The sequence below is a fragment of the Xenorhabdus miraniensis genome (genome assembly GCF_002632615.1).
The window spans coordinates 1-13,814 of sequence record NZ_NITZ01000042.1 but is presented as its reverse complement, the minus strand read 5'-3'; the positions used below and the strand labels follow the sequence as shown (position 1 = coordinate 13,814).

Here is a 13,814-nt window from a genome sequence, read left to right as displayed (position 1 = left end):
ATCTTAAACGTTGGCGTGGTATAGCGACCCGTTATGCCAAAACGAGTGCCTCATTTCTTGCTGCCGTTCAGATTCGTTGTCTCGCTCTTTGGTTAAATATTTTATGACGACACCATCTAAGGGGAAATGGTTTTCTCGACCAATCCAATATGCATGTTGCACAGAAGTCAAAGCAAAGGGTCCTGTTCCTGAAGAGGGCAATTCATTCGGTAACTGGATGATTGGAGCGTGGTTCAGTATAGAAAGCCAAGTATCAAGGTACGGCGCTGAAATAAGTTCAGCAAACTTGACAGTAATTCCTTTAGCTTGCCAAATATTGGCCAATTCCATTGTTCTGATTGAATCAAGTCCCCATTCAATCAGACTATCACTTGGATCTATATCTTCAGTATCAATCCCTAAGATGTTCGCTAGATCACTTATTAACTCTTCAAGTGAATAAAATTGACGTCGGAATCGTAAAGCATAATTATTCATTGCACTACGCATTAATATCCATTCTTGACTATATTTGTGCAGTATAGTTGTTTCTCCTGATGGACTTGTTGCTTGATCTTTAAAATATTCATCATCAAGATAGTTCATTATTTAACCGCCAAGTGATAGTTTTTAATAGTGTAAAACAAGTAATTAAGAGGAAATTTTCACTTCTTAATCCCCTCTACAATGGGAAATAACATTGTAGGGATTACACGTGTCAATTTCAGACCAGCCTTATCAAACAACATTGCAGACTGCTCCTCGCTACGCGCATGGCCTGAAACCATGGCCATCATTAATAAATCGTAGATACGAGAATAAGTGGTACCTAGATCGGCACTATTGCCAGGGATAAGTACAGGATCAATAACAGCAACTTTACCGCTAGGATTCATTGCCTGAACAACATTTGAGAGGATTTTGGCTGCTTGTTCGTCGTCCCAATCGTAAATCACACGTTTAATAATATAAAGGTCTCCATCTCCTGGTACGGCATCAAAAAAGCTGCCACCGTGGATTTCGCATCGAGAGAGAACCCCTTCATTTTCCAGAATCAAATGAGCTTTATTAACAACATGGGGTTGATCAAACAGTTTACCCTTTACATGCGGTAAAGATTTAAGGAGGAGAGATAATAATCGGCCATTTCCACCACCGATATCTACAATAGTTTCAATACCAGAGAAATCATATGCGGCTAAAATTGCACGATATTCCAGTGGAGTAAACGTCGCCATAGCGTTGTCAAACATCAGACTATAATCTTTATGAGAAGCACAAAAGTCCCAGTAAGCTTGATCGTGGACTATATCGAAGCAAGCTTTCCCTGTGCGCAAACTATAATCAAAATGAGACCAGGCTTTAATGTCTGCATGAAGCATACGGTATCCATCTCGGAGCGAAAACGTAGAGTGGGTGCTTAATAACTCAGACATCACCGTTTGCTCAAATATCCCAGGTTCATCTGTTTCTGCAAATATTCCTTTGCTAGCTAATGCCAGCATTGCTCGATAAAGAGCAAACTCGTTAGCACCAACTTTTTTAGCAATCTCTGCGACTGATTTAGGTCCATCCACAAGACAGTCAGCAACTTTTAATTCAGAAATAGACCTGATAGTGAAAGGAATAATGTAATCAGCAAGCTCAGTAAACCGACTAATTACTTCTATTTTATTGATAACCTTTTTCTCAGTTAAATCAATCATGATAAATATTTCCTTCCCGTTTTACTTGTTCTTCAATGTAGGCAATGATGTTGTCCACTGTTTGAATTCTTTGAGCAGTCGCTCTATCAATGGGGGCTAATTTAAACTTGTCTTCTAATGCAAACGCTAACTCTGCCATAGATAAAGATTGATATCCTAGCTGATCAACTAAGCACTCATCCCCCTTTAACTCATGTATTTCGATTGGGCTGAGTTCAATAATCAATGTCTTGATTGATTCTGTAAGTTCAATGTTATTGATTTTCATATAAATCTCCATTTGACGCCAATTTTCAGTTAATTATTTAAATAACGCTCACAACTTACGGTTTAGAAAAATAATTGATTAAAATAACAACCAACAATGATTTATAAACATGAAATGCTATGTTACTGGGAAATAGGTAATACCTTGTTTATTAATTAATTTTCTTTCAACCTTTTTGTTATTTCGAGTAATTGATAAGTTAAGCCACCTAATTTAGTCTCTACATAAGCAGCACGTAAAATAGAAACATGCCGATTCAAACGCTTTGCCTCACGATATAATTTATTGATATCCCCTAGATCAGTAAATCCCAATAAAACCTTTCCCATAGGAGCTAAATAATTAAACGCTTCAGTTAAAAAACGTTTATGCGTTTCATATCCATAATCGTAAATAGCCGAGTTTAATTCTGATTCTGGTCGCTGTGCTATTCCATCCACAAAACTGGAATTCCAAAAAATAATGTCAAATTGTCTACCAGTTTCAATTTCGTTAAATAGATTACTTTGTATCACTTCAACTTGTCCTTGGACACCGTGTCTCTTAACATTGCGTAAGGTGTTTTCAACTGCAACGGATGATATATCTGTCGCTAGGACATGCTTACAACCAGTAAGTGCTACCAAAACGGAAAGATATCCCATCCCACAACCTACCTCACAAAATCTTGTTTCTTGATTGAATTGCAGCCAATCCGGGTAAAGTAATGCACCTCCCGTCAAGTGTGGCGCATATACACCAGGCATCAAATCCCAAGTCATACCGTTCAATGAAAAGGTAATGTTCTGTACCACACTTTCATGACGTTCTAATAACTCTTCCACAACTGCCTCTCGATATTTATTCATGTTTATTTAGCCCTTCATCAATAACGAGTTGGAAATCTTTTTTGAGTGAGTGCAGGTCCATATGGTGCAGCATCAAGCCAACGAGCTGATGGTTTATAAACATTACTCAGGAGCAAAGCAGCAATAAGTTTTGCTTTATCAATTAGCCTAGGAGTCCGAATAGCATTCAATGCTCGCTTTGCTGCGCGACAATTTTCTATAGCTGCTGTTCGGCGAGAAAGATCAAAATCATCAATACACCCTCTACGCCGAGATTCAGAAGTTGAGACTGTAGCCAATGTGATAGCTTGAGCAGCCACATCCGCATCTGCGATACCGCTATTAAGTCCTCGGGCACCATAAGGTGGAAATAAATGCGCTGCTTCACCAACCAATAAAACACGTCGATATTCATCAACAAAAGATTCAGCGACGACTTGATTAAAGCGATAAGTAGAAACCCAATTTATATTAGATAAAAAACGTTCTTCAACCAGATTTGATAACCAAGACCTTAACCCTTTTGGCTTATCATCCAATCAACATCGTCATCTGGTTTACATTGCAAATCCACTTGCCAACCTCCAGCAAAGGGGATAACTAATACATGTCTCCCTTCTAATTGGGGATGTTTATAGTGAAAGATTCGTTTTTGTTGATAGGGAGAACTTTCCGAAATAAAATCAATAACGATATGAGTTCCTGGTGATGAATCTCCAACCAATTTAATATTTAATGAATTACGTGTCTGTGAGGATGCACCATCAGCACCAAGAGCATATTTTGAATAATACGTTGCTTTACTAGTGACGATTCGAACACCTTGTTTATCAGTATTGACTGACTGTATAGGTTCTTCCCAAAGAATATTAATTCCAGTTTCATTACATGCTTCACGCAGTAATTTTTCTGTTTCGCTTTGGCGCAAACTAACAAACGGAGGAAAAACCTTTGCCTCTAATCTTTCAGTCGGAATTTTTTGTGAATATACAAGTTTTCCTGAAAAATAGGTTTGCCGTTCTTGCCATACAAATCCTTTTTCAAAAAAACGTTGTGCCAATGGTTGATGAAAGCGTGCCAACAATTTCAGCGAATCATGGTGTAAAAATAAAGCCCTGCTCCCTGGTCTTGTTTTTTCTTTAGCATCAGCTTCAATTACCAGCACACTCAAACCATAGGCTTTAAGAGCCAATGCTGATGCCAACCCCACAGGACCTGCACCAATAACAATCACAGACAACGGTTGAGAAGATACATCGACAGTATTCATGCTACTTTTCTCTCATGTTAACCATAGGTTGCGAATGCAATGCTCGGCGTAAAACATACATCTGCTGTTCCAAAGCTTTTATTGAAATATCTGCGGTACGCACCATATATTCAAACGCATGAAACGTACCTGAATAGCAGTGAAATTCAGTAGGAACTCCAGCTTTTAGTAAGCGACTTGCATAGGAAAAGACTTCGTCACGATAGACTTCTATATCATTCGTCATTAAATAAGTATGAGGCAAACGAGTTAAGTCATCGGCTCGATTAGGTACGGCTAAGTAAGAGGGTTCACCTTCTACATTAGTGAGATAATATTTCCACATTTTCTCTGCTGCAATTCGATCACCTCCAGGTATATTCTCAAATTCAGACATAGATTCTGTGTTTAGGCGGTCATCTAAAGCCGGATAGAGCAAGAATTGAAATATTAGGTTGGGGCCATCATTATCCCGGGCCATTAAAGCGAGTGACGCTGCTAAGGTTGCACCAGTGCTACATCCACCTACAGCGATACGAGTTGAGTCGACATTAATTTTGTGCGCAGAATTAGCCACCCATGTCAGCGCAAGGTAACAATCGTTTAGCCCGTGAGGAAAAGGATATTCAGGGGGTAATCTAAAGTCTACTGAGACGATGACGCATTCACATTCTATCGACATACGCTGGCATCGCGCATGTTCCACTTCCAGATCTCCAAGTACAAATCCTCCACCATGCATATAGATCAAACATGGCATCTTCTCATTTGGTTTTCCGGCTGGTGAATAGACTCTGACACGTAATACGGAATCCTCTTTTGACCTCTCAATAAAATATTCCGAAATAACAACGCGATTATCTTTTTCAACTTTACCAATAAATTGTCTGAATTTTTCAATCATAGCTCTTGCTTTTTGATAATCTGCAAGATCTATGATCGGCATCATATTTGCAACTCTTGCTAATTGAGCATCTAAAAGCCAATGTGTCGATTTATCCATCACTTACTACCACTTAATGATTCGTTGAAATTCCAAATAAGCTAGGCAGCCCTGAACTTGCGATTAAAAACATAACAAGTGACCGGTACTGCAATGCTCAGAAATATGACTGAATAAATAATTACAGTGAATAATGACTCTGAATATTCTTTTCCTAATGCAGTAAGCCGCATTGCTTCAGAAAACACAGACACTGGATTATGGGATATCAGTGGTTGTATCCACTCTGGGAATGCGTTTAATGGCGCCATACCTAGAGACCCAAATATCGAGAACAAAAAAAGCATATTCAATAAGACGGTAAGAAGCTCTGGGCTATTATTTATCATTGCAATGATTAAACTGAACCAACTTAATGTTAATGGAACAAATATCAGCGTAATCATAAAACTAGTGAGCGACAAGGGTGCTATCTTAAATGAGAAACCTAGTATCAAGCCTATAAGAATCAAAAAGATTGATGAAATAAGCACCCTGGTAACTTCGTAAAAAACAATCCCAAGGGGCATACTCATCCATAAAATGGGCATGGAACTAATCCTTTGAAATATCACTATATTTATTTCAGTTTGTAAACTCACCGCAGTAGGTATCGAACCAAGCAGAGCGCTGGAAACCAAAATGCCAGGTAACAACCGTTGGATATATTCTTGTTGTTCATATCGCAAAACCGCTCCGCCAAACATCATATAGAAAAATACAAGTAGCAGACTTGGAAAAATAATAGAAGAAACCAACAGAGGTGGTCTACGTAGAAAGCGCAATATATAACGAAATGCTTGAGTTAATGTGTTATCTAACAACAACGTCAATATATTCATTGTCAATTCCTTCTCAATATATGATATTGAAAAGCCGAAAAAATAATAACTAACACTAATAAAATTATCAATGGTATTAGATATAACTCTATGTTTGGTTTACCATTTAATACTGACCGCATCACAGATAAAACAGATGTTACTGGAGAGTAATGAACAATCGGTTGTATCCATTCAGGAAAAGACTTAAGAGGGGAAAATGCGGTTGAAATCATCATCAATGGAGCATATATTATAGAGACGATGGCTGATGTAGATTCTTGTATCTTTAACCAGTGACCGATAATTCCCATTCCAAGATTCACAGTGATCAGGAATAGAAGTGGTATCAGAGTAAAAAGTAATATTGAATACCATCCTGAGTAAAAATGCATACCACTTACCCACCCGATAAAAGTGAGTACGATAATAGCAATAATACCTTTAATCATATCACTAAATACTCGAGAAAATATGATAGAAATTGGGCTTATTGACATCGTTTTAAATCTTTGATACAAGCCAGATTGGTGATCTTTTGCTATCGCAGAAGCATTTGCCATGGCACTGAATATGATAGCCTGAATAATAATAGAAGCAGGTAACATTTGAGTATAATCAAATCCATCATGAAACATGATCTTACTCATAATTAAATAAAACAATCCCCAAAATATCAATGGAAAAATAATTAAACTAATCCATTGTCCGATATTTATTTGTAAATGTTTAAATATACGACTAGTTAATGCACATAAACAAATGAACCCTGGTTGATGTAAAAGCTTAGGAATCTTTCTTAAGAACATCATAAACTCCTCGTGCTTCTTTAAAGTTGTAGGTAATAGAATAACCCACACTTTTTCTAAGAATTGCTCGTTATTTTACAAAAAAGATCATCAAGAGAAGGACGAGAAAATTTCACATCAGCAAGTTCAATAGATGCCTTATCAAGATTTTTCATTAACTCAATAAATGAAGCCACTCCATGATTTAAAACGATATTAATACAAAACTGTTGAGCATCTATGGAGATAATACCAAATTTAGTCATAATCTGTTGAGCAACAGCTAAACGCTCATGATGAGAAAAATAAATAGATGCGGAAAACTTACCATACTGGTGTTTCAATTTTTCGGGATTACCACTTGCACAAATTTTACCATCATTGATCAAAATTAGATTATCGGCTAATTGATCCGCTTCTTCCAAATATTGGGTGGTTAATATGATGGTAGTGTTATTTGATTTTAATTTCTTGACCGTTTCCCATAAATCATGACGACTTACTGGATCTAACCCTGTAGTCGGTTCATCTAAGAATAATATTTTAGGGCGATTGATTAGTCCGACAGCGAGATCTAAACGACGTTTCATCCCACCTGAAAAATCACTTACTCGTTTATAACCTTCATCAACAAGGTTAAAATCTACTAACTGTTGATGAACTATCTGTTTGAGATTTTTACTCTTTATACCAAATAATTTACCAAAGAAAGATAAGTTTTCCGTAGCAGTGAGCTGTTCATCAAGAGCAGTATTTTGACTCACTACTGAAATGCATTTACGAATTTCTGATGCTTGAGTCCGCAAATCGTAACGATTAATTTTAACAGTTCCCGAATCAGGTATAAGACAAGTTGTAAGTATTTTCACAACTGTGCTTTTACCAGCTCCATTAGAACCGAGGATAGCGAAAGACTCCCCTTCTGCAACATTAAAAGAGATTTTATCTAGCACTTTCTTTTTTGCAAAAGACTTTGTTAGTTTTTCAACATTAATCACAGTTTACAAGCCCTTTTATTTTGTATGTAACATGCCTAAATCACGATACACATCAAGCACTCTTTTTCACAATATTGCTACCACTTATCCCTTTTCATTCAAAAACCATATATTGCTATTATTGTTGTTTACTGAATTAAGCTCACGTATGAAATACCGATCACCGTAAAAGTTGCATTTTTTGTAACTTTATTCTCATACCGTCACTCATTAAATCTAAATTTCTCAATACTAATCCAATTTTGCTAAATACTGTACGCCGAAAATCAATCATAACTAAAGATTGCTTCGCAAAGTCAATGCCTCTATTCTTGGGAATATCTAAACGCTCCCAAATATCCGTCAATAAAAACCTCTTTTGAATTTCCTCCGCACAATCAAGTACAAACTCTTCTCGGATATGTTTTTCACTAGAAGAAATATTTTGATAATATTTCCGCAATAATAAAATTCCGAATGTAACGTGTCGACTTTCATCTATAGAAACTAATTCGACAATGCGCCTGATGACCGGATCATGGAACATCGCAGCACCGAGTCGAAAAGTTGCTTCTGCCAATCCTTCAACGATAATTTGCATTCCAAGCACTTTCATATCCCAGCTAAACGCATTTAATGCATCACTAAGCAAGCTCTTGAGTGGGGCTGACATCCCGTATGGTTCTTTAATATAATGGTCTACATATCTGCTAAAAGTTAAAACATGTCTTGCTTCATCAGCAACTTGTGTTGAGCAAACTAATTTTTGATCATTATCTGTCAAAATCATTGCCAGAGCTGAAGTTCCGACTAACGCCGCTTGTTCACCATACAAAAATTGACACACTAACCAAAACTGTAACTCCCATTGGAATTGAGAAAATAATGTCTTGGTATTTTTTTTCTGGAATTTTACGAATTCCAATAAAGCTGTATGATTAGTATTGGATATAGCTGAACCATACCCAATATCTTCAATCCAATCTATGTCTAGATCTGGGCTCCAATTACTGTTCTGTGCATTATGATATAAAAGACGGAACTTGCTATCAGCCGGAACCTTTGGTAAGCCGTTGACCACTGCTTCAATCTTTAATTTTGATGTAAACGCAATACTCATAAGCAACCCATTTATCAATAAGTAACTATAAACATTAATTCACACTAAAGTTAGTTTAAATAAACATATCAGCACCAAAAAAGTTAACATTTTATTAAATTAATGATGCAATCATACCTCTTATACCTACACTTTCCTTGAGATAGATCACACTACAATATTAATTACTTCAATTTTGTTAATTTATTGATATTAAAATATTAATTATAAAATAACTATAAATAGCCATAATTATATTTAATAAGACCTCACTAAAGGTACAAATTTTTCCAAAACACGACTACAACAGAATCGTATTGGAAGATGATAAGCCACTTTACGTTACATTTTATTCAACAAGAGTTAAGAATTTTTCATGGCAGGGTTTTGAACTGGTACAATTTACCAAATGGAACGATGTAATGGATTGAAACGTTGGTTAAAAGAGTTGATATCCCGCAGCGGACTCAATAAAGCGTCTGTTGCACTGGCGAATAAAAATGCCCGAATCGCGTGGGCACTGGTCAACCAACAATCAAGTTATAAAGTACGGTGAGTTACTCATGATGTAAATGTCATTGATGTAGTAGAAATCCTTAAGCAGATGTACTGACAGGTAGTACCGACTCTCTGTGAACCTGGTAAACGGATCAGTCTATCGAGACTGTCGAATTAATGAGGGCAGAGAGTGCGGATTTTCATCAGGGCTCATTGAAGCCGAATATATGCTTGCGACTACGTTGTCAGAAAAATTTACTCACTCACTTGATTCGAGTCGGTGTCCATATATCCGTTTAAGCCGTCGCTGGGAAATCTTCTTCTGAGTAGAACACTTTCAGTGACGGCTTTTTCCATTTAAGGCAGTAAGCAATCAGCCCACCTAAAACAGTCAATAGAAATCCTTTTATACTTCGGTGGCGCGAGTGTTCTATTTGAGAAATGGTTTTTAATTGTCCATTAATTGGGTGAGTAGGCCGCGGGAACTGCCCCCACAGCCTCTCGCAGAACGGTACTCAAGCAAACACGCCTGTCATTCCTGCCCGCCAATGGGCAAACAACCCCTTATGCTCCTTTGCAATCCTTTGAAGCAGTTTTGAGGCTTGGGTTTTGTGTCTGCCCAGTGCCTTGAACTTTCGTCTAACCCAGCGCACCAGCGCTTTGTTGAGCTGCCTGAAAACCTTATACAGTTCCGATCGACAAAATTGGCCATAATAGTTCAACCCGCCATTTATCATGGGGTTTAGCCAGTTTGCCATCTGTATCAGGTTCAGTTCTGTCCGCATTCGGATCTTCAACTTACGAATTTTGAATCTCATGGCCTTTTGGGCCGCTTTGCTGACTGCCGGTGTAAAACTCACAAACAAACTGTTTCTTTTACGATTCTTGACCAACCTGGGTCTGAAGGTATATCCCAGAAAATCAAAACGGGTCTGTTCATATTTTCCCTTTCGTTCAACGTCCTTACAGTAAGCAATCCGGGTTTTGTCCGGATGCAGTACCAGTCCACACTCCCTGAAACGTTGTTCCAGCATTTGCCAGATTTCTCTGGCCTGCGCTTCACTCTGGCAGTGAACCAGTCCATCATCTGCATAGCGACACCACTTCATCCGGGGATAATATTTCTGCATCCATTTGTCGAAAACAGAGTGCAGAAATAAATTTGCCAGTATCGGACTCATCACGCCGCCTTGCGGTGTCCCTTTCTCTCGGAGTAACACTTCACCATGACATTCCATCGGTGCCGTTAGCCAGCGTTCGATGTACAGGCAGATCCACGGGCTGTTTGTGTGTTTCCTCACCGCTTTCATGAGTAAATCATGAGGAATATGGTCAAACAAGCCCTTAATATCGAATTCCAATACCCAATCCTGCTGCCAGCATCGCTGCCTTGTGACTCGGATGGCATCAATCGCCGATTTATTCGGGCGGTAGCCATAAGAATCCGGCAGAAAATGAGGTTCAACAAGCGGTTCGAAATGAAGCCTGACCACCATTTGCGCCACACGATCCGCTACCGTAGGAATACCCAGCAGGCGTTCACCTCCCGGCTTCTTGGGAATAGCGACACCTTTCACCGGAGGCGGATAATAACTCCCTGATGACAGGCGGTTCCAGAGTTTATACAAATTCCCTTTTAGGTTTGATTCAAAATCCGCGAGGGTCTGACCATCCACGCCTGCCGCACCTTGATTGGCCTTAACCAATAACCAGGCACGGTACACATCCCTTTTCTCAATGACAAACGGTTTTGCCTTAACCGCCGTATCTCCTCCTGCCTGACAGTTGGATACCGGGTAAGGCTGCCTGACGTGACCCCTTCGCCCCACATTCATTACAAATATTTCCTCACTACTACGAGTCACTCCGCCCCTGTATCACGCCTCGGTACTCTCATACTTGTCAATTCAGTGACTTGTATTTCTTCCTTTACATCGTGATGACAGGTTCCCGCAGTTCCCAGAAAGAGCCCGATACAAAGTCACGCCTACTCTACGCCGGACACCACCTGCGCAGCATTCGGAGTCCACTCACAGATTTATCCCGGAAGATAGAAACGCCCCCGGTTTTGATGTCACCTCCCTTCTTTACGACGCGTCCACATAGGTTCGGTTTTACTCGTCTCTTTGTACCCTACCTGCCGAACTTTTTTTTGTTCACGCTTTGACCTCAACGCTCACAACCACCGCTCTTTACGGCAGCCGCTTGAGGTGGTTTGAAGCCAGCTTCCGACAGCAGACTTCGGTGGGCCTACCACCATCTCCTCCTGAGCTTATGCTACATACTGGCTGCATTCCCTATGCTGCTAGTTTGTATGCCTGCGGCACACTTTCTATCAAAAAACGTTTTCTTAACATCAACCTATCCCAGAGCGATAATGCTTTGGCTTTCATGTTACTCCGAACATGGGTGATTAACGTGATGCCTTCCGCTTCCAATTCATCGCATAAAGCCTGTGATAAATACCCCTTATCACCCTATAAACATCCTGTTAATCCTTTTGTCAGCGCCTTGACTGGGTGACGATCATCTTTATTTCCTGCGGTTAACTTCACGGCCAACAATTCACCGCAATCATTGATAACCAAATGAAGCTTAAACGGGTTCCGCCGAAAAACCCCCAAAAGTGACGATTCTGAGTTTATAACTTCCAGAATACTTGTCTTAAGTGCTGTTCCAGCAGGTCAGCCAGTGCACCCTCACTGGTATAACAACGGGTTAACGCCCAATGAGTCAGAAAGATTGTTTTGGAAAAACGCTAAGTCAGTGACCAATTTTTATTGACCACAACACCTGAACTCGGTGCAGAATTATTGGACTCGTTAACCAATACAAAATGGTATATTTGGCATGGAAATGTGATTAAGGCATTAGAACACTTGGATGATTGTGCTGCGATGTGTGATGAGGACATCTCACATTATGAAAATAAGAAATCATTGTCAAAACATCTCGATGAAATGTACACCTATATTGAAAATAACCGCATGATGATCCCGAATTACGGTGAAATGTACCGATATGGTGAACCCATTTCCTCTTCATTTGTTGAATCGACAATCAATGAAGTCATCGCTAAACGGATGAAAAAGCAGCAGATACAATGGAGTCAGCAAGGTGCGCATTATTTAATCCAGACACGCACAGCCGTACTGAATGATGATTTGAAAACCCAATTTGAGCATTGGTATCCAGGTATAAAATTAGGTGACGAAACGGTATAGTTTTTGGGAGGATAGAATTATTAATATTATACCCCCCTCTAAATGTTTTAGAGGGGTCAACAAATCATTATTCTTATAAAAAAACGCCATGCCCAATACATAATCAATGATATCAGCATGATGTTCATTTTCAATGATTTAAACTTAATCTTTATTGTTTTAAATAGCAGAGGAAGTATGAGCAATGCAGCTACAGGTGCTGAGACATCTTTTGTGTCATCAGCTACGAACGTACGATGAGCCACACACGCATTTTTTATTTCCACTCCATCAATATATATTTCTTCTTCAAAAAAAGAAAAAGAATATATAATTAACAAACAAAACACATAATAGATGATGTATTTTATTTTATGACTCACCATTAACCCCTAATATCATATATATTGACTTCTTCTTTTCTAATATTTTTCTTCCATATGAGCTATAATTCCTCTCTTTTAAGTTGCTTGGTGAATATATGGATTTTATAAAATCCTTTTTGTCTCTAGCTACTCCTCTATTGTATCTAGAACCTGCCAATATTATTTGTTCATCAGTTAGCATTCTTGTGTATTTTATATCAGGATAATCATGAATTATTAAATCCCTTAAGTGAAATGCAGATACTTTTATATTGAAATCATCTATTAGTAGGCAATTAGCAAGTTGAAATTGCTGTTTCGTTGTTAATGTTGATGGTTCTATTCCTAATGTTTCAGCAGCAGCCCTTAATTGAATAGCTAACACACCAACTGATGTTGCATTTGATTTTTTATTGTCACCATTAAATGTATCGTTAAAAATTTGCCTTACCTGCAAAACACCATATGCTTTAATTCTATCTGGTTTCCCTCCTGCCTCAGCAACAGCAACACCAGCCAGCAAAAGTACTGGTATTTTAGCTTCATGTGCATATTTTATTATTAAATTTTTATTATATTGTAAGTAAGCTGCTTTATATGCCCATAAATAACTTTCTCCTGTTACAAATCTAGGGTTATCAGGTAAAAATTTATACCGCATAAAGTCAAAAGCATCAAATTTTGGAAATCCCAATTCATCAACTGTGCAGTAAGGATTTTTCATTTTTACACCATCCGTGTAGTTTACATTATTAATATAATATTGCAGTAATCTATGAAAAATTCCACATTTATTTAATATGCTAATTTTTAATATATAATTAGTGGTTAATATCAATAAGATCTAAAATTATAACATGATATGATAAAAATATAACGAAGACAGGAGCAAATCCATTACTTCACGTACCATAGCAAGGTTAATGGCCTTATTCTGCCTAACAGGAATCTACTTAACCCGAATTCTGGATAAGGAATTGACGAGGGGCCTGTTCCAGGAGCAATGTTTTGGTGCACGCCGAAACAGCTCTGGGGAGGAACAGGCTATGGAC

Annotated in this window: 13 protein-coding genes and 6 pseudogenes; 3 read left to right on the top strand and 16 right to left on the bottom strand. The window is 38.4% G+C overall.

Annotated elements, in window-relative coordinates; genetic code table 11:
* A pseudogene (locus Xmir_RS21015) lies at nucleotides 1-107 on the top strand (IS5/IS1182 family transposase); the annotation flags it as partial.
* A 166-nt stretch (nucleotides 108-273) separates the two neighbouring features.
* Here the strand turns inward: Xmir_RS21015 and Xmir_RS29670 are convergent.
* The 11 genes and pseudogenes from Xmir_RS29670 to Xmir_RS20965 form a co-directional block, all read right to left on the bottom strand.
* A pseudogene (locus Xmir_RS29670) lies at nucleotides 274-477 on the bottom strand (phosphopantetheine-binding protein); the annotation flags it as partial.
* A gap of 167 nt (nucleotides 478-644) precedes the next feature.
* Nucleotides 645-1,685, bottom strand: coding sequence for a methyltransferase (locus Xmir_RS21010; RefSeq protein ID WP_099115962.1), 1,041 nt, complete (start codon nucleotides 1,683-1,685; stop codon nucleotides 645-647).
* On the bottom strand, nucleotides 1,678-1,953 hold the full coding sequence (locus Xmir_RS21005; RefSeq protein WP_099115961.1) for an acyl carrier protein: 276 nt from the start codon (nucleotides 1,951-1,953) through the stop codon (nucleotides 1,678-1,680). Before Xmir_RS21005 ends, Xmir_RS21010 begins: the two co-directional genes overlap by 8 nt.
* A gap of 155 nt (nucleotides 1,954-2,108) precedes the next feature.
* Complete coding sequence (locus tag Xmir_RS21000) at nucleotides 2,109-2,801, bottom strand: methyltransferase (protein ID WP_099115960.1); 693 nt, start codon at nucleotides 2,799-2,801, stop codon at nucleotides 2,109-2,111.
* 17 nt (nucleotides 2,802-2,818) lie between these two features.
* On the bottom strand, nucleotides 2,819-3,319 hold the full coding sequence (locus tag Xmir_RS31390) for an FAD-dependent monooxygenase (RefSeq protein WP_099115959.1): 501 nt from the start codon (nucleotides 3,317-3,319) through the stop codon (nucleotides 2,819-2,821).
* Nucleotides 3,295-4,050 carry an FAD-dependent oxidoreductase gene (locus Xmir_RS31385; RefSeq protein ID WP_099115958.1) on the bottom strand — a complete coding sequence of 252 codons (756 nt, stop codon included), beginning with the start codon at nucleotides 4,048-4,050 and terminating at the stop codon, nucleotides 3,295-3,297. Before Xmir_RS31385 ends, Xmir_RS31390 begins: the two co-directional genes overlap by 25 nt.
* A 1-nt stretch (nucleotide 4,051) precedes the next feature.
* Complete coding sequence (locus tag Xmir_RS20985) at nucleotides 4,052-5,032, bottom strand: alpha/beta hydrolase (RefSeq protein WP_099115957.1); 981 nt, start codon at nucleotides 5,030-5,032, stop codon at nucleotides 4,052-4,054.
* 41 nt (nucleotides 5,033-5,073) lie between these two features.
* Nucleotides 5,074-5,853, bottom strand: coding sequence for an ABC transporter permease (locus Xmir_RS20980; RefSeq protein WP_099115956.1), 780 nt, complete (start codon nucleotides 5,851-5,853; stop codon nucleotides 5,074-5,076).
* Between the two features lie 2 nt (nucleotides 5,854-5,855).
* Nucleotides 5,856-6,644 (bottom strand): ABC transporter permease, encoded by a 789-nt coding sequence (locus tag Xmir_RS20975; RefSeq protein WP_099115955.1) that lies wholly within the window; start codon nucleotides 6,642-6,644, stop codon nucleotides 5,856-5,858.
* Nucleotides 6,645-6,697: 53 nt separating this feature from the next.
* Nucleotides 6,698-7,618 (bottom strand): ABC transporter ATP-binding protein, encoded by a 921-nt coding sequence (locus tag Xmir_RS20970; RefSeq protein ID WP_099115954.1) that lies wholly within the window; start codon nucleotides 7,616-7,618, stop codon nucleotides 6,698-6,700.
* 160 nt (nucleotides 7,619-7,778) lie between these two features.
* A complete protein-coding gene (locus tag Xmir_RS20965) occupies nucleotides 7,779-8,717 on the bottom strand; it encodes a ferritin-like domain-containing protein (RefSeq protein ID WP_099115953.1) in 939 nt (312 codons plus the stop codon).
* Between the two features lie 415 nt (nucleotides 8,718-9,132).
* Here Xmir_RS20965 and Xmir_RS20960 point away from each other — a divergent pair.
* Nucleotides 9,133-9,252: pseudogene (locus Xmir_RS20960) on the top strand (IS110 family transposase); the annotation flags it as partial.
* Nucleotides 9,253-9,490: 238 nt separating this feature from the next.
* On the opposite strand, the pseudogene Xmir_RS20955 reads toward Xmir_RS20960, so the two are convergent.
* The 3 genes and pseudogenes from Xmir_RS20955 to Xmir_RS26010 form a co-directional block, all read right to left on the bottom strand.
* Nucleotides 9,491-9,658, bottom strand: a pseudogene (locus Xmir_RS20955) (IS982 family transposase); the annotation flags it as partial.
* A 51-nt stretch (nucleotides 9,659-9,709) separates the two neighbouring features.
* Entirely contained in the window at nucleotides 9,710-11,029 is a 1,320-nt protein-coding gene (gene ltrA / locus Xmir_RS20950; protein WP_099115952.1) for a group II intron reverse transcriptase/maturase, read from the bottom strand.
* A 489-nt stretch (nucleotides 11,030-11,518) separates the two neighbouring features.
* Nucleotides 11,519-11,794, bottom strand: a pseudogene (locus tag Xmir_RS26010) (transposase); the annotation flags it as partial.
* A gap of 192 nt (nucleotides 11,795-11,986) precedes the next feature.
* Here Xmir_RS26010 and Xmir_RS20930 point away from each other — a divergent pair.
* Nucleotides 11,987-12,418, top strand: a pseudogene (locus Xmir_RS20930) (ISKra4 family transposase); the annotation flags it as partial.
* A 56-nt stretch (nucleotides 12,419-12,474) separates the two neighbouring features.
* On the opposite strand, the gene Xmir_RS20925 reads toward Xmir_RS20930, so the two are convergent.
* Both Xmir_RS20925 and Xmir_RS20920 read right to left on the bottom strand, forming a co-directional pair.
* A complete protein-coding gene (locus tag Xmir_RS20925) occupies nucleotides 12,475-12,783 on the bottom strand; it encodes a YjeO family protein (RefSeq protein ID WP_099115949.1) in 309 nt (102 codons plus the stop codon).
* Nucleotides 12,770-13,486 (bottom strand): hypothetical protein, encoded by a 717-nt coding sequence (locus Xmir_RS20920; protein WP_099115948.1) that lies wholly within the window; start codon nucleotides 13,484-13,486, stop codon nucleotides 12,770-12,772. The genes Xmir_RS20925 and Xmir_RS20920 overlap by 14 nt, the downstream gene beginning before the upstream one ends.
* Nucleotides 13,487-13,814 lie beyond the last annotated feature (328 nt).